Origin of the sequence: Algoriphagus pacificus (assembly GCF_017254845.1) — a bacterium.
Classification (GTDB): domain Bacteria; phylum Bacteroidota; class Bacteroidia; order Cytophagales; family Cyclobacteriaceae; genus Algoriphagus; species Algoriphagus pacificus.
On record NZ_JAFKCU010000003.1, the window covers coordinates 345836 to 362593 of the forward strand.

General features: G+C 38.9%; 17 protein-coding genes. 7 read left to right on the forward strand and 10 right to left on the reverse strand.

The window, feature by feature from the left end; genetic code table 11:
* Positions 1–18: 18 nt before the first annotated feature.
* The 5 genes from J0A69_RS14025 to J0A69_RS14045 all read right to left on the reverse strand — a co-directional run bounded on the left by J0A69_RS14025 (position 19) and on the right by J0A69_RS14045 (position 6623).
* Positions 19–732 carry a pseudouridine synthase gene (locus tag J0A69_RS14025; RefSeq protein ID WP_206587238.1) on the reverse strand — a complete coding sequence of 238 codons (714 nt, stop codon included), beginning with the start codon at positions 730–732 and terminating at the stop codon, positions 19–21.
* 46 nt (positions 733–778) lie between these two features.
* Positions 779–1990: a tRNA 2-thiouridine(34) synthase MnmA gene (gene mnmA / locus J0A69_RS14030; protein WP_206587239.1), complete on the reverse strand. Its 1212-nt coding sequence runs from the start codon at positions 1988–1990 to the stop codon at positions 779–781.
* Positions 1991–2167: 177 nt separating this feature from the next.
* Positions 2168–3883, reverse strand: a complete 1716-nt coding sequence (gene ggt / locus J0A69_RS14035) for a gamma-glutamyltransferase (protein ID WP_206587240.1) — start codon at positions 3881–3883, stop codon at positions 2168–2170.
* On the reverse strand, positions 3883–6261 hold the full coding sequence (locus J0A69_RS14040) for a S9 family peptidase (protein ID WP_206587677.1): 2379 nt from the start codon (positions 6259–6261) through the stop codon (positions 3883–3885). The genes ggt and J0A69_RS14040 overlap by 1 nt, the downstream gene beginning before the upstream one ends.
* A 26-nt stretch (positions 6262–6287) precedes the next feature.
* On the reverse strand, positions 6288–6623 hold the full coding sequence (locus tag J0A69_RS14045) for an Hpt domain-containing protein (protein WP_206587241.1): 336 nt from the start codon (positions 6621–6623) through the stop codon (positions 6288–6290).
* A 397-nt stretch (positions 6624–7020) separates the two neighbouring features.
* On the opposite strand from J0A69_RS14045, the gene J0A69_RS14050 reads away from it, so the two are divergent.
* Positions 7021–7479, forward strand: coding sequence for a DUF2452 domain-containing protein (locus tag J0A69_RS14050; RefSeq protein ID WP_206587242.1), 459 nt, complete (start codon positions 7021–7023; stop codon positions 7477–7479).
* A gap of 4 nt (positions 7480–7483) precedes the next feature.
* Complete coding sequence (locus J0A69_RS14055) at positions 7484–8128, forward strand: DUF7255 family protein (RefSeq protein WP_206587243.1); 645 nt, start codon at positions 7484–7486, stop codon at positions 8126–8128.
* 3 nt (positions 8129–8131) lie between these two features.
* Here the strand turns inward: J0A69_RS14055 and J0A69_RS14060 are convergent, their stop codons facing one another.
* Together J0A69_RS14060 and J0A69_RS14065 are read right to left on the reverse strand one after the other, a co-directional pair.
* The gene (locus J0A69_RS14060) at positions 8132–8749 is read right to left on the reverse strand and encodes a deoxynucleoside kinase (RefSeq protein ID WP_206587244.1); all 618 of its coding nucleotides are present in this window, start codon (positions 8747–8749) and stop codon (positions 8132–8134) included.
* Positions 8750–8762: 13 nt separating this feature from the next.
* Positions 8763–9653: a 3-hydroxybutyryl-CoA dehydrogenase gene (locus tag J0A69_RS14065; RefSeq protein WP_206587245.1), complete on the reverse strand. Its 891-nt coding sequence runs from the start codon at positions 9651–9653 to the stop codon at positions 8763–8765.
* Between the two features lie 176 nt (positions 9654–9829).
* Here J0A69_RS14065 and J0A69_RS14070 point away from each other — a divergent pair, with 176 nt between their 5' ends.
* The gene (locus J0A69_RS14070) at positions 9830–10666 is read left to right on the forward strand and encodes a CvfB family protein (RefSeq protein ID WP_206587246.1); all 837 of its coding nucleotides are present in this window, start codon (positions 9830–9832) and stop codon (positions 10664–10666) included.
* On the opposite strand, the gene J0A69_RS14075 is transcribed toward J0A69_RS14070, so the two are convergent.
* Entirely contained in the window at positions 10659–11018 is a 360-nt protein-coding gene (locus J0A69_RS14075; RefSeq protein WP_206587247.1) for an arsenate reductase family protein, read from the reverse strand. The genes J0A69_RS14070 and J0A69_RS14075 overlap by 8 nt on opposite strands.
* Positions 11019–11115: 97 nt before the next feature.
* Between J0A69_RS14075 and J0A69_RS14080 the strand changes: the two genes are divergently transcribed.
* Both J0A69_RS14080 and J0A69_RS14085 read left to right on the forward strand, forming a co-directional pair.
* Positions 11116–11610, forward strand: a complete 495-nt coding sequence (locus J0A69_RS14080) for a YkgJ family cysteine cluster protein (protein ID WP_206587248.1) — start codon at positions 11116–11118, stop codon at positions 11608–11610.
* A 45-nt stretch (positions 11611–11655) separates the two neighbouring features.
* Positions 11656–12588: an ROK family protein gene (locus tag J0A69_RS14085; RefSeq protein ID WP_206587249.1), complete on the forward strand. Its 933-nt coding sequence runs from the start codon at positions 11656–11658 to the stop codon at positions 12586–12588.
* Here the strand turns inward: J0A69_RS14085 and J0A69_RS14090 are convergent.
* Entirely contained in the window at positions 12569–12955 is a 387-nt protein-coding gene (locus tag J0A69_RS14090) for a hypothetical protein (RefSeq protein ID WP_206587250.1), read from the reverse strand. The two genes, J0A69_RS14085 and J0A69_RS14090, sit on opposite strands and share 20 nt — an antisense overlap.
* Positions 12956–12957: 2 nt before the next feature.
* Complete coding sequence (locus J0A69_RS14095; RefSeq protein ID WP_206587251.1) at positions 12958–14190, reverse strand: sterol desaturase family protein; 1233 nt, start codon at positions 14188–14190, stop codon at positions 12958–12960.
* A 115-nt stretch (positions 14191–14305) separates the two neighbouring features.
* On the opposite strand from J0A69_RS14095, the gene J0A69_RS14100 reads away from it, so the two are divergent.
* Together J0A69_RS14100 and J0A69_RS14105 are read left to right on the forward strand one after the other, a co-directional pair.
* A complete protein-coding gene (locus tag J0A69_RS14100) occupies positions 14306–14800 on the forward strand; it encodes a DNA topoisomerase IV (RefSeq protein ID WP_206587252.1) in 495 nt (164 codons plus the stop codon).
* 23 nt (positions 14801–14823) lie between these two features.
* Positions 14824–16716: a DNA topoisomerase IV subunit B gene (locus tag J0A69_RS14105; RefSeq protein WP_206587253.1), complete on the forward strand. Its 1893-nt coding sequence runs from the start codon at positions 14824–14826 to the stop codon at positions 16714–16716.
* Positions 16717–16758: the final 42 nt, after the last annotated feature.

Consider the following 16758-nt stretch of genomic DNA (forward strand, 5'->3'; position numbering starts at 1 on the left):
AATTTCCCTAAATGAGTTCTATTCAACAGCTATTTGGGATGAATCTAATTGGATATCCCGTAGCGTTTTAGTGAAATGGGGAGGGAGAGCGCAATTAAGGCTGATTCTTGAATCGATTAATGGATGTTTGAAAACCAAGCGATGTGCATGAAGTAGCAAGTTCGTTAGGCCAAATTGCTTTTCAAAAAAAATGTTTTGCTTGTTATCCCCGTGCTTTTTATCTCCTATGATGTAATGCCGGATATGTGCCAAATGTCTTCTTATCTGATGAGTTCTCCCAGTTTCTGGTTTTAGTTCAAGAAGACTGTACCTGCTGGTGGGATATCTGCCTGTTGTGTCAAAAGGAATTTCCGTTTCACCAATGACCTGATAACTAGTTTGGGCCTCCTGCATCCTTCCCGATCGCTCGCTTTTCAGCGGATAATCAATCATCGCTTGCTTTACTGTAGGAATACCTCTTACTAAAGCTAAATAAGTTTTCTCTACCTCTCTCTCAGAAAATAAAGCCTTTAATTGGGGAAGAATGGCTTCTTGTTTTGCAAAAAGTAAAATTCCGCTGGTTGGCCTGTCAAGTCTATGAACAGGATGAACATGTTGTCCAATCTGGTCTCTTAGTAATTGCAAGGCAAAAACTGTTTCATCGGCGGCAATAGAAGTACGATGTACCAAAAGACCAGAAGGTTTATTGATAGCAATCAGGTATTCGTCTTCGAAAAGGATTTCTAATAACATAGGGATATAAAAAGAAAGTCAATGGAGACACTGACTTTCTGAATTTTTAGAAGATGGTTCCTGATCCGATTGATTCCTCTTCATCATACCAAGCCACAAACTGACCAGAAGCAACACCTTTTTGGGGCTCGTCAAAAATGACATAAAGCCCGTTTTCTTTTCTGATTAAAGTTGCCCAAGTTAAGGGCTGACGATATCGGATTCTTGCTTTGTATCGAGCGCTTTCTCCAACTGCCAAAGTTAAATCCTCTCTGATCCAATGAATCTGATCGTTTTTCACAAAGAGACCATTTCTAAGCAGTCCAGGATGTGTTTCTCCCAAACCTGTATAAATGATGTTTTCACGAGTGTCTGTGGCTATCACAAACAATGGTTTGCCAGTGCCACCTACATGAAGTCCTTTTCTCTGTCCAACAGTGAAATAATGGGCACCATTATGTTCTCCTAGCACTTTGCCTTGATCAGCTGAATAATGCAAGGGTAGGGAAATAGCATCCAAAGTCTCAGTATCCCAGTCTTCTGCAGGGATATCTGCAGGAATTCTTTGGGATTGATACACTTCCAATTCTTCAGGGATTTGAATGATCTTTCCTTTTTTAGGCTTTAACTGCTGCTGTAGGAAATCAGGAAGTCTGACTTTGCCGATAAAGCAAAGTCCCTGAGAATCCTTTTTATCTGCGGTGATAAAATCTTGCTCTTTGGCAATTTTTCTTACTTCTGGCTTTTGTAAGTGACCAATGGGAAAAAGAGCCTTACTTAATTGTTGCTGGTTAAGTTGGCAAAGGAAATAGCTTTGATCCTTATTTGGGTCTGCTCCGGCAAGAAGTTGGTAAACCGGTTTTCCATCCACTTCTATTTCACCTTTCTGGCAGTAGTGACCTGTCGCTACAAAATCTGCTTTTAGCTTTTCTGCGGCTTTTAGGAAAATATCGAATTTGATTTCTCTGTTACAAAGAATATCCGGGTTGGGAGTTCTACCAGCCTTGTATTCATCAAACATATAATCCACGATTCGCTCGCGGTATTCTTCACTGAGGTCTATAGCTTGGAAAGGGATTCCCAATTTCTCCGCAACTAGCATTGCATCCGTGGAGTCTTCCATCCAAGGACATTCATTGGAAATTGTAACTGATTCATCGTGCCAGTTTTTCATGAACATCCCGATGACTTCATAGCCTTGCTCGATCAATAAATGAGCGGCTACTGAGCTGTCTACTCCTCCAGAAAGGCCGACAACTACTCTAGGTTTTGTTTTCATAGCTTGTAATAATTAATGGATTCAAGGTCCATTAGGTTACAGATAGAGCGAGAACATCAAGCGACTAGCTTTTGGTTCTCTGGAAGCAAAATTAAGTATTCCAAAACTAAAAAAGGGAAAAAGCAAGGCTTCCTTGTGAAGATTGCTTTTTCCCTTTGTCAGGAAGCATTTTCAGGTTTAAAACCCTACTGCTTTATCATCACCTCTTGGATCAGCTCCTCCTTCAAGTTTACCATTGGGTAAAACCAGAATAGCATCGACTTTTCCTATGATAGGATTGTTGTTTTCCAAAATGATATAACCCTTCGCTTTCAACTTGTTAATCAGTGTGCTGTCAAAAGAATTTGGCTCGAAACTGACAAGATCAGGTAACCATTGATGATGGAATCTAGGTGCTTCGACTGCCTCTTGCATGCCCATTCCAAATTCATACACATTAAGAATGGTCTGAAGAACCGAAGTGATAATTGTTGATCCACCTGGTGTTCCTACTACCATCCATAATTTACCGTCTTTTTCCACAAGGGTAGGAGTCATGCTGCTCAACATTCTTTTGCCCGGTTGAATGCTATTCGCTTCTGCGCCGATCAATCCAAACATGTTTGGCACTCCTGGTTTGGAGCTGAAATCGTCCATTTCATTATTCATGAAAAAGCCAAGTTCATCTATATATACCTTCGATCCATAAGCTCCATTCAGGGTTGTAGTGACTGAGATTGCATTTCCCTCTGTATCAATAATTGAGTAATGCGTTGTTTCCATGCTCTCAGCAAAAGCGATTTTTCCTTCAGAAATCTCTTCTGATTTGGTTGCTTTCTCAAAGCTGAATGAGCTCATTCTTTCCTTTAAATATGCAGGATCCTTAAGTTCATCCACTGGAATAGTCACAAAATCAGGATCACCTAAGTAATAGTTCCTATCCGCATAGGCTCTTCTTTCCGCTTCTACTAGGATCTGAATATGTTCTGGGCTGTGGTGGCCAAAGCCTTTTAGATCAAAAGGTTTAATCATTTCAAAAATCTGGGCCAATGTCATTCCTCCAGAACTTGGAGGAGGCATAGAAATTATTTTTAGATCCTTATAATTAAAGACTACTGGTTCACGCCAAACTGCCTCATAAGAAGCCAAATCTTCTTCTGTAATGATTCCGCCCATCGATTGAATATGTGCAGTTAAGGTTTTTGCAGTTTCACCACGGTAAAATTCATCTCTACCATTTGAAGCAATTCTTTGTAAGGTCTCTGCCAAAACAGGTACTTTCAAAGTATCGCCAGTTGCAAAATTTTTGGCAAAGAAGGTTTCGGGACCATTTACTTCCACAACTACATCTCTTACTCTAGCCAGTCGTTCTGCTTGTTTCTCAGTCACAACATATCCTTTCATCGCTAATTCGATGACTGGTTGAATGATTTCTGCTGGGCTCAGTTTTCCAAATTTTCGCTGTGCTTCAAAAATACCTGCAATTGTCCCTGGAACTCCAGATGCCAAAGCTCCTTGAGTACTTAAACCAGGTATAACATTTCCTTCTTCATCTAAATACATGTCGGAAAATGCTGCTGAAGGGGCTTTTTCACGATAATCCAATGAGCCAATAGATCCATCAGCCATTCTATAAACCATGAATCCTCCGCCTCCTAGGTTCCCTGCAAAAGGATAAGTAACCGCCAGCGCCATCTCAGTTGCCATCATGGCGTCAAAGGCATTTCCGCCATTCTTTATAATCTGTAAACCAATGGCTGAAGCTTCCTCTCTAGCTGAAACGACCATTGCATTTTCAGCAATAGTTCCGGTGATCCCTGTGGAAACCTCTTTTTTCTCTTGACATGAGAAAGTTGAAATAAAAAAAGTGGCACCTGCTAAAAAAGCGGATGCCACTCGAAATGATTTTACCATTAATCTTGAAGTAGGGTGGTGTTGAACAATTTAAGAATTCGTTTGTATTCGTCAGTCCACGAACTTGGCTCTACAAATCCATGGTCTTCCACAGGGTAAATTGCCATTTCCCAATTGTCTTTGCCTAGCTCGATCAAGCGTTGTGAAAGTCTGACAACATCTTGAAAATGGACATTGACATCTACCATGCCATGAGCCATCAATAAATTGCCTTTCAATCCTTCAGCAAAATAGATTGGACCAGATCTTCTGTACGCGATAGGATCTTCTTCAGGTGTGTTCAGAATATTGGCGGTATAGCCGTGATTATAATGCGCCCAATCAGTTACAGAACGAAGCGCAGCTCCAGATTTAAATACATCTGGCTCAGTAAATAATGCCATCAGAGTAATAAAACCGCCATAACTTCCACCATAAATCCCGATTCGATCAGCATCAACGCCTTGCGATGCTACTAGATATTTGGCACCATCTACTTGATCAGAAAGGTCTTTTCCACCCATATGTCTATAGATGCCTGTTCTCCAATCTCTGCCATAACCAGAACTTGCTCTATAATCAATATCCAAAACGGTGTATCCAAGATCAGTTAACAGGTTATGGAACATGTATTCTCTGAAATAACTACTCCACCATTTATGGACATTTTGCAAGTAGCCAGCGCCGTGAACAAAAATTACTGCCGCACCATTCTTTTTGGCTGGATCTGGAGCATATAACCTAGCTGGTACTTTCGCTCCATCCTCTGCTGTAAAATGGATGATTTCTGGATCTCTCCAGTTATAAGACTTAAATTCTTCGCTTTGACCAAAAGTCAACTGAGTAGGAGTAGCCCCAACTTTATTGTCTTGGATATATAATTCTTCGGGTTTGTTACTGTAGGAATATATAATAGCAAGCTTTTTCTCGTCAGGGGATAAAGTCACATTATTGTTTCCAGTCATGGAAGTAAGCTTTTCCATTTTGCCACCCATTAAAGGCATTTTATAAAAGTGCCTTTCTCCTGGATCAACCTCAGAAGTAGTCAAATACCAAGACTTTTGATCTTTGGAAATAAATGGATCAAAAACTTCATATTTACCAGAAGTCAACGCTGTTTTCTTACCAGAAGTCACATCCAATAGATATAAATGAGAATACCCACTTTCTTCTGATTGGAAGTAGATGTGCTTGTTATCTGGCAACCAGCCCATCGTTCCTCCGGAGAATGACCAGCCTATACCTGGACCTGCTATCCATGCTTCGTCTCTTTGTCGATCCAGGTTTTTAAGAGCTCCAGTTTTCAGATCAACTTGAGCAATCCATCTGTCTTTGTTGTCTGTAGATCTGATATTGATCACAGCATTTTTTCCATCTGGAGAAAAATATAGTTGCGATAACACCAAATCTCTTTCTTTTTCTTCCCAGGTTTTTTCAGGATAATCTTTTACATAATCTGGAAGATCTTTGATTCCTGGTAGATCACTGGTCTCAATGAAGTAAACCGTGTCTCTGGTCAAATCATAAATCCCTACTTCTACTAACGTAGGTTCTGTACCCACTTTTGATCTAGCATTTAGATCTGTAGTATAGCCAGAGGCATCCACGTAATCAGGGACTTTTGTGGACTTATTGGAAGAAGGTCTTTCGTAGTAAGAGAAAGTGGCAAAATTACCATCTGGAGATAGTGTAAGATTGATAGGGTTTTTACCTTCGGTATAATAAGTGAATTCCTCTTCACCTGAGTCGGCAATGGACTCACGATAAGCTCTGCTTGCTTTTTGGGCTTCTTTTCTCTCATTAACTACCTTGAGCAAGTTAAGATTATCCTTTTCCAGAAATCCCAATTCTTCTGTTTTATCAGAAGATCGCTCTCTGGATTTTGGTTTGGATCCATTAGAGATACGGGTTACTTTATTAACATTTCCTGTGCTTCTATTGACGACAAAAATATTTCCATCTGAAGTAAAAGAAACCAGATTTTCATCTGCTAAAAAACTTGGGTTGGATAGATTTTGAAACCATTCCAAAACCACCGTTTCAGTTCCTTTTGCCAGATCCTCAATCTTTATGGTTTGATCTTCCAAAAACAATCGATGCGTTTTGGCAGCATTCAAGGAAGCAGAGTTTTTTCGAAGAGAGTTTTCTTCTGGCCAATGGACTTTAGTAATGGCCTTAGGGTTATCCAAATTTATTTTATACAGTGAATCCGCGGGATCATTTTCTACATTGTATCTGAAATAAATTTGTTTGCTTGCATCATCCCATCTCGCAGAAGAGGGGAAAGTTCCCATCCACTTGGGATCTCTCATGATGTATTCGACTGATAAGGTACTTTGTGCGTAGGCTTGCGTTAGGGCAATAAATAGCAAGGGCAGAAAAAAGAGTTTTCGCTGCATCATAACTTGTGGTATTTGTTTAATTCTTAATTAATTGTTGTCAAGAACTTATTTAGTTCTGAGATGATTACATCCAATTGAAGCTGGAGGGTCTGATTCAGTTCTTCAGAGTTTTCGAGGTTTGCTTCAATTTCTTCAAGCAGCTTGCGGGTTTTTAGCGCACCGATATAGCTCATAGATGGCTTTGCTTTGTGACATCTTTTTTTGATCGTCACATAATCATTTTCACCGTAGAACACTTCCAACTCTTTTAGATCTTTGATATTCGTATCCAAGATAATTTGGATCATTTCTCGAGTCATCTCAGGATCATCGTCACCAAAATACTGATAAATTGATTGCTCACTGATAAGTTGATACATGGTCGGGTTCAAAACAGTATAGATTGAAAAAAACTAGGATTGGTACACTTCCGATAAAATTAAAAACAATTTTCAATTTGTATAATTTTGGAAGGCTTGAATTCAGCTATTATTTAAATATTTTACGATAATCCTTGAATTTTTCCCATAATTCAAATTCTCTTCGGAACAGTTTTCTTTTTCGTGGGTTCTTTATTCTGATTCCTTAATTTTGCAGAGCAAGTCAAAAAGAACAGCAACTGATGCAGCGAAATAAAAAGATATTCCTTGTTCTCTTTGTGATATTCATGTTGATCATGTGTTGGATCGGCTATGATATTTCGACTAGGACTACTTTCCCTGGCTCAAAACCAAATCTTAAGGAAAGAATCACCACAGAGGAGAATTCCAACTGAAAATGACAGGCAAAAAAATTGATATTGATCGTCTAGATCTGGATGAAATGAAAAAGAAGACCACGGAAAACCCTGGGCTTCTCCCTTATGCTCATCATTCTGGAAGTGCGATTGTAAAACCCGAAGATCAGGGAAAAATTACAGGCAGGGCAGTGGCAGCTATGCAAAGCCAAACTGAAATGCAAATGGCTCAGATTTATGAGCAAATGCAATTATTGGCTGAACAGGCTAAATCCATTCAGGCTAGAGTGGAGTATTCTGAGAGAATTTATCAGGCCACGGTATCATTCGAGCCATTGATCAACCATACTTATTTTCTGTACCAAAAAAATGATGGAACCGATTTTTTGAGCATGATTTCTCCTGAGGAATGGGGAAGAAAGAAGGACTTTGCGATGTTTTTGGCAGAAGTAAAATTATTGGCAGATCATACCTGGCAGATCGTCCGGGAAAATAAATAAGCAAATGGATAACCTAATTACCAGACAGCTCAATCTGATACTTAAAGAAGGGGAAGTTGAGTTTGAAAGGGAATTTGAATTGGATGTAAATCCAAAGTTTCTAGACAAAAAAGGTGAAGATTGGCTCAAAGAAATTTATAAGGATTTAGGTGGTCAAGGGAATTTGCCTTTGTTGAACAAATTGAAATTTGATTTCAAAGTCAACAGGTGTCTATTCTTGTATGACGATGAACTTCACTTTAATCGATATCGCTTAATTACTTTTAGATCAGAGTTTTACTCGGAAATGAATCTGCCATTTTATGAAGCCCAGAAAAGACTTTGTAGGGCTTATGAAAAAGATTGTTTGAAGGAAGGCTTACAAATAAGAGTTTGGAATGGTGTGCCTTTGGCAAAGCATTGCTTTGGAGATGCAAATGAACCAGGAGATTTTTTCGGAAATGGAGCAACGGGTTGGAAGCTAACAGCTTATAATGATGCCCAAATAGACCTTCAGAGTAGAATCCATGGATATAAGCTAATCCGACTAAATCCATATGAAACACTAATGACAGGTGGTTCTTTGAAGCGCTTGGATCATTTGCTAGTCAATCCAAAAGAAGAGCAGCGAAAAATGCTGCTCAACTGGTTACTGCGTAAAATTCAATAAATCTTAGGAGAACAATCCGAAGATCTCACGATCAACTTTCTCCACCACATAGGAAAAATCTGCGGCTCGTTCTACGAAATCGAGATTGTTTACATCTACGATTAAAAGCTTTCCTTCTTTGTATCCAGAAATCCAATCTTCGTAATGCTGATTGAGGTTTTTCAGATAATCAATTCGCATAGTTGTTTCATAACTTCTGCCACGCTTTTCTATTTGCCCGACTAGCTTGGGGATATCAGCTTTCAGATAAATCAAAAGATCTGGAGCTTTGACATGTGCAATCATGCTGTCGAATAGGCTCCTGTAGTTTTCATAATCCCTTTCGGACATCAAACCACTTTTATACAAATTGGCAGCAAAAATATAGGCGTCCTCATAAATCGTCCGATCCTGAATGAAGTCGTATTCATTCTCCTGGATTTTTTTGATTTGGTTGAAACGGGAATTAAGGAAATAAACCTGCAGATGAAAAGCCCATCGCTTCATGTCTTCGTAGAAATCAGGCAAGTAGGGGTTGTTGTCAACCGCCTCAAACTCTGCTTTCCATCCGTAATGTTTTGCAAGTTTTTCTGTCAAAGTGGTTTTTCCACTTCCTATGTTTCCGGAAACAGCGATATGCATTTTACCCTATTTTTTACTTTGAAAACCTAGGAGAAAGCACAAGATCCTTGGACCCTTTGGTGTATTTATAAAAGCCTTCTCCGGATTTGACACCTTTGAAACCAGCTTCTACCATATTTGCCAATAAAGGACAAGGTGCATATTTCGGATTTCCAAAACCTTCGTGAAGTACTTTTAGGATAGAAAGACATACATCCAAGCCAATAAAATCAGCCAGTTGAAGTGGACCCATCGGATGAGCCATCCCTAATTTCATCACTGTATCAATTTCATTTATGCCCGCCACTCCTTCATAAAGGGTATAAATCGCCTCGTTAATCATAGGCATCAAAATCCTATTCGCGACAAAACCAGGATAATCATTTACTTCTACAGGTTCCTTGGATAGTTTTTTGGAAAGCTCCATGATTTGGTTTGTGACCGCATCAGAAGTGGCGTATCCTCTGATTACTTCAACAAGTTTCATCACAGGAACAGGATTCATGAAGTGCATTCCAATCACTTGCTCTGCACGATTGGTGACTGCAGCAATCTTTGTGATAGAAATAGAGGAAGTATTAGAAGCCAGAATTGCAGTAGGAGGTGTTAGACTATCTAATTGACGGAAAAGATCCAGTTTGATCCCCATGTTTTCAGTGGCAGCCTCAATCACTAGATCTGCATTTTTCACTCCTTCTGCAAGATCTGTATAAGTCACAATCTTGGATAAGGCAGCCTCTTTGTCTGACTCAGAGATTAATTCTTTGCTTACTTGTCTATCTAGATTTTTAGAGATGGTTGCTAAAGCTTTGTCAAGAAAATCCTGCTTTAAATCAATCAAAGAAACAGAATAGCCATTCTGAGCAAAGACATGAGCAATGCCATTTCCCATTGTTCCTGAGCCGATTACAGATATGTTTTTCATGGATTTTAGGGTCAATTTTAAAGTTATACTTTGGGTTCTTTATTTAAATGCGATATTTTAAAGTCTTCAAAGCTAGTTCGAAGCTTTTCGAATTCCAATTTTCAACTTCCCTTTCCCGACTTTGTTTGTCGGAAAAACTTCCCGCTTGAAAGAGGATTAATACCTACCTTTAGGGCATGAAAGAATTAGGTTTGATCAGTAACCTGCCAATAAATAGGTTCACTGATTTTGGAGCATATTTGGCACTCAGCTCAGGCGAAGAAGTTTTATTGCCAAAAGGTTACCTTTTAGGAGATGAAAAAGAAGGTGAAGAAATAGCTGTATTTGTTTACACGGATAGTGAGGATAGACCTGTTGCTGTGACAGAAAGCCCAAAAGCACTTTTGGATGAGTTTGCAGTTTTGGAAGTAAAAGAAGTGGCTTCTTTTGGTGCTTTTTTAGATTGGGGATTGCCAAAGGATCTTTTTGTTCCGAAAGCGGAAATGGGCCAAAATATGGTTGCCGGCAAGAAATACTTGGTAAAAGTCTGTGTGGATTTCCAAACTAATCGATTGATTGGTGTCAATAAGTATAGAGACTTTCTTTCTCCTGCTCCAGAGGATTTTGGCTTTGGGACCGAAGTTTCAGGATTAGTCTTCGATAAAACTGACTTGGGATATAAAGTCTTGATAGAAGATAAATACGAAGGTTTGGTCTTTTCCAATGAAGTTTTCCAGCCGATTGAAATCGGAGAATTACGAAAATTTTATGTCAAGAAAAGAAGAGATGATGGAAAAGTAGATTTGCAATTGCTACCTCCAGGAAGGGTGAAATATGATGAAGGCTCGGAGCTGATTCTCTCGATTTTAGAAGAAAAAGGCTTTATGCCACTTCATGATAAATCTGCTCCAGAGCTGATTCAAAAAGAGCTAGGGATGAGCAAAAAGCATTTCAAGCAATGTATTGGGCAACTATACAAAGCAGGTAAAATCAGAATTCAGGTAGACGGTATTGCCATTAACTCCACTAATTAAGCCGCAGAATATCGCTTGGAGTTCGGCAGAGAATTGCCTTATTTCTCAACACGGCAATCGGTGATTTAATCAAATGTGGATACCTAACCAAGATGTTCAGCCAGCTTTCATCATCCCAGTTTTTACCCGCGATCAAAGCTTGGTATTGAGGATGGGCCTTATTCAACAAGTCCTTGGCACGGAGATTAAGTTTCATCAACATGCTGTTCCATTGCGTGGTGGTAATCCTTTCTTTGACCACATCAATTTGATTGATAAACTTAGCCACCGAATGTGCATAGGCTAAAGTTTGCTTGTCTATCAACTGGTCTGGACTATGATAGAAATAGAGTTCTGAGGGATGTGTTTTCATAGGGATTTGGGTTTAATTCTATATAATATACTGAAAATCTATAGTTTATAAAAATAGTCTTGGTTTAAATTAAAAATACAAAATATGATTTGCTGTCATGAAAATTGACTTGGAGAGCTTTGGGAAGGAAAGTAAATCAGAATTTCCAGCAAATAAGAAACTGAAGGAAAGGCTAAGAAAGGTCAAGCCGAAAGAACTGGATCAAAAATTTGAGCAATTGCATGAGGAGACTTTTGCTGAACTTGATTGCCTAGAATGCGCAAATTGCTGCAAGACGACAAGTCCGATTTTTATTCAGACTGATATTGATCGTCTAGCTAAGGTGTTTCGAATGAAAAGCAGCGAATTTATTGACCAATACCTATATCGTGATGAGGAGGGAGATTTTGTTTTAAACTCTTCACCCTGTCCATTTTTAAATGAGGATAATAAATGTTTGGTCTATGATTCCAGACCAAAAGCGTGCAGGGAATATCCGCACACCAATCGAAAAAATATGCATGGAATTTTGGCATTAAGTCTGAAAAATACGCTTGTTTGCCCTGCAGTTTTCAAAATTTTCATGGAGATTGGCAAAGAATATAGGAAGTAAAATATTTCTTTTGCTTTTTTGAAGCACAAACCTATAACAATAAACATGCAAAATCAGGATACACACTTTTTAGGAGTGGACGTGGGAGGAACCCATCTAAAAATAGGTCTAGTAGACCGTGAAGGCCATATTGTTGATTTCCAGAAAGAAGACACTCGGCCTTTTCGGGATGCCCCTGAGGGATTTGGTCCTGCTTTTATCACAGTGGTGGGGAAGTATCTTGAAAAATACCCTGAAGTAAAAAAGGTTGGAATCGGACTTCCAGGTCTGATTTCAAAAGACAGAACTACAACACTGGAAATTCCTGCAATTCCTGCATTGAATGACTTTAATCTTAAAGGTGGCCTTGAAGCAAAATATCCCGATTACGAATTTTTCTTAGAGAACGATGCTGCTGCAGCTGGAATTGGTGAATTCTACTTTGGAAAGGATGATCCAAGTGCAAATTTTTTATTTGTCACAATGGGTACTGGAATTGGTAGTGCTCTGGTTTTAGATGGTGAAGTATTCAAAGGATCTCGTGGAAATGCCATGGAAATGGGCCACATGCTTTCAAGAGGAAATGCTCGATTGGAGACCTTGGTGGGAAGAAATGGAATTTTGACCATCATGGAACGAATGATCGCAGCTTATCCAGAAAAAGCTGGTGACCTAGTCAATAAAGAACTCGGAACTCATTTATTGGTAGACACAGCCAAAGCCGGAAATGAAGTTTCTCTTATGGTTTTCAAAGAGGTTGGCACCATTCTGGGCGAAGCAATTGTTTCAACCATTCGAGTGTTGGATGTCACTGAAGTTTATTTTGGAGGAGGAATTTCCGCAGGACTGGAATTTATGATGCCTGCGATGGATCATACAATAAGGCAATATTTGACCCATTATTATGTAAAGGATCTGAAGCTTAAAAAAGCAACTCTGGAAAACAATGCAGGAACGCTTGGCGCAGCTGCACTTTGCTTTATGGGTTCAGGGTTGTAATCGTTACTTCCGATACATTACTTACCGCATTCATTCGAAAAAGAACTCTCAGGGGTTCTTTTTCTGTTTCTACGCCATCGCAATCACCACTTGGTTCTAAAAAGTAGAAGAAAAAACTTTGACTTTTATCCACTAATTCCACTCGGTCCGGTCTACCAAAAGTCTTGATAATGGACTGGTTGTTTTCTCCCAGAAAAGTATTTTTGATGCGTTCTAATTCTTCCTTGTCTTGCATCCTTAATCCCTTGCATCCATAGCGATCCGCCTTCCAGTTTTCCAAATTGATGTTTCCTGCATCTAATTTCCCACCGCAGGAAAGAAGACAAATTAATACCAGAGGTAGAATAAATCTGAAATACTTAAACATGATTAGAGGGAAGCTGTAGAGATTTTTGAAGTCAACTTTTGGTTTTTCCAAAGCCAGAATAAGGATGCAAAAGTATAAAGACCTAAGCTGGAAAGCAGTAGGGGAAGTGAAATAATACTTTGCAGAAAGAAATAAACAGTCAGTGCAAAGACTAAGACTCTGATAATTTCCTGAGGAAAATACCAACTTCTTTTCTCAAAAACCCCTGAGAAGCTTATGGTTGTCCAAATGATCAAAAGACTGACACCTGTTTTCGTAAGCCAATCAAACTGATCAACTTTGAAAAGGAAAAATCCAGTTAAAATTAATACCAGGATGTACTGAAAGAGAATGTACCAATTCATGACAGAAGGTACTACGGTATCAAATTTCTGGAAATTGGCTTCTATTTCTTTTGGAGCTCTGTATCCACCCAAATAGGAAGGAAGCCAACCTGGCTTATGAAATAGATAATTGATTTTATCCTTGATTCCTTTGATTTGCTTCATCTCTTCCTTCATGGTGGCATAATGAGCAATATTGATCCAAAGAGGATTCCAACTTCTTACAGGAGTTGTGATGCCATAAGTTGGTTTTTCTTCCTCCTCCTGAAATGTACCAAACCATTTATCGAATAGAATGAATGTTCCCCCGTGATTTTTGTCAATGTATTTAGGATTCCGTCCATGATGAACTCGGTGATGGGAAGGGGTATTCATGAATTTTTCCAGAAAACCCATTTTGCCAATGACCTCTGTATGAATCCAAAATTGATATAATAGGTTAATTCCAGAAGCTAAAATAAGTTGTAATGGATCAAAGCCTAGAAGTGCTAAAGGAAAATAGAAAAAGAAAGTCCAGAATGTCTGGGTGCTACTTTGCCTCAAGGCTACTGATAGATTGTATTCTTCGCTGGAATGATGGACTACATGTCCTCCCCAGAATAAATTGATTTCATGACTCATTCGATGTGCCCAATAGTAACACAAGTCATACAAGAAGAAGAGTAGGAAGAAGGTCCAAACATTAGCAGGGATTTGAAAAAAAGCGAACTTCTCATAAATGACAGTGTAAATCCCAATTGAAAGGACTTTAAAAAAAACTCCGGTAACCTGGGACATGACCCCGCAATTAATATTGGTAATAGCATCGTTGATTCGATAGCCAGGGTGTTTTTGAAATCTAAGAGCAATCATTTCAATCGCCATTAAGATGAAATACATCGGAATGGCAATTACTACTGGACTGAGGTTCATTTATTTGGGTTTGATTTGACTGAATTTGTCAAATATAATCATTAAAGGAACATAATTTTAGCCACTTCTGTTTGCCCAAATCCTTTATATTAGCAGATTCAATCCCCAATAAATTATGTACTATCGGTTTGGCAAAGCCTTCTATTTCCTGAGCATTCTATTCTTTGTTTTTTACTTGCTGTATTTCTATTCAGCCTTGCCTGAGAAAATCAGTTTTAGTCAAAATGAAGAAGGAAACTTACTCACGGAATTAAGCAGAGGAACTTTCTTTTACGGAATGATTGCGGTTTTCGTCCTGTTTAATGCGATCAATTTACTTCCTCCCAAATTACTGGAAACAAAAAACCACAGAGGCTTAGTCCGACTCTTTCCTGTTGGAGATAAATTTAGGGATTATTATCTAGGATGGTTTTATTCTTTTGGTGGAATATTAAATGTCAGCTTGGCGCTTTTGATCTTTTACACACATGCTGTGAATAATCAAGATGATGATGCACCTCAGCAGTTTGATTTCTTGTTTTACATCATTCCGACATTATTTGTCATTTGGATCATTGGATTATTTGCTATTATGGTGGGTAAATTCAAACAAGTACAAAACAAATCCTGATCAGGTTTTACTAGAATTAGATTATGGCAGAACCAGTAAAATATACAGAAGACAGTATTAAATCTCTCGATTGGAGAGAGCATATTCGATTACGTCCTGGTATGTATATCGGGAAACTTGGAGACGGTAGTGCCCAGGATGATGGGATTTATGTTTTGGTAAAGGAGGTTTTGGACAACTCGATTGACGAACATATGATGGGATATGGAAGAACCATCGATGTGAAGATTACTGAACACAAAGTGGAAGTTAGGGATTATGGTAGAGGGATTCCTTTGGGCAAAGTGATCGATTGTGTTTCTAAAATCAATACAGGAGGTAAATATGACTCGGGAGCTTTTCAAAAATCTGTTGGTCTGAATGGAGTAGGTACCAAAGCTGTAAATGCGCTTTCCGATTTTTTTAAAGTACAGGCTTACCGAGATGGAGAGACCAAAGTAGCAGAATTTGAGAAAGGTATTTTGACCAATGATCCACCTATCGGAAAGACTTCAGATAGAAATGGTACGAAAGTTACCTTTTCTCCAGATGCAAGTATTTTCAAAAACTACCATTTCATTCCAGAATATCTTGAAAACCAGATTTGGAATTATGCCTATTTAAATGCTGGCTTGACCATCAATTACAATGGCAAGAAGTACTTTTCTGATAAAGGACTCTTTGACCTGCTTTCAAACAAAGTAGACGAAGAAAGTATCCGCTATCCGATCATTCATCTGAAAGGAAATGATATCGAAGTAGCGATTACGCATACTGGTCAATACGGAGAAGAATATTATTCCTTCGTGAATGGGCAATACACGACTCAAGGAGGAACTCACTTGGCTGCTTTTCGAGAGGCCATTGTGAAGACAATTCGAGAGTTTTATAAGAAAGATTACGATGCTTCTGATATCAGACAGAGCGTGGTGGCAGCCATTGCTGTTAGAGTTCAGGAGCCGGTTTTTGAATCTCAGACCAAGACCAAACTAGGTTCTCAATCTGTGGGACCAGATGGACCTACTCTCAGGACTTTTGTCAATGACTTTATCAAGACAGAACTGGATAATTATTTGCATAAAAACCCAGCTGTTGCTGATGCTTTATTGAAGAGAATCCTTCAATCTGAAAGAGAAAGAAAGGAAATCTCAGGAATCAAGAAACTTGCAAATGAGCGAGCCAAAAAGGCGAATCTTCATAATAAAAAACTAAGAGATTGCCGTGTTCACTACGATGATCCCAAAGCGAATGAAGACCTGAAAAACAACACCATGTTGTTTATCACCGAAGGTGACTCAGCTTCTGGTTCTATCACCAAATCAAGGGATGTGCAGACACAGGCAGTTTTTTCACTTCGCGGGAAACCATTGAATTGTTATGGGATGACCAAGAAAGTGGTTTATGAAAATGAAGAATTCAACCTACTTCAGCATGCACTTAATATTGAAGATGGAATTGAAAGCTTGCGTTATAGAAAAATCGTAATTGCGACAGATGCTGATGTGGATGGAATGCACATTCGCTTGCTGATTATGACGTATTTCTTACAGTTTTTCCCTGATTTGGTAAAAAATGGCCACCTCTTTATTCTAGATACCCCACTATTTAGGGTGCGAAATAAGAAGGAAACTATTTATTGCTATACCGATGAAGAAAGACAGAGAGCAATCCATAAACTGGGTTCAAAGCCCGAAATCACGCGATTTAAAGGTTTGGGAGAAATCTCTCCTGAGGAATTCGGAACATTCATCGGGGAAGACATTCGCTTGGAGCCAATAATTTTGAATAAGGAAACAAAAATTGCAGATCTTCTGAGTTTCTACATGGGCAAAAACACTCCTGATCGCCAGACTTTCATTATCGATAATCTGAAAATCGAGAAAGACCTTGCATTGGAAGACCCAAAAGCTGTAGCTGAAGAGGAAGAAGCTGCTTGATTTCAAAGCCTGATTTAAGAATTCGATAAAATGGGAAATGAG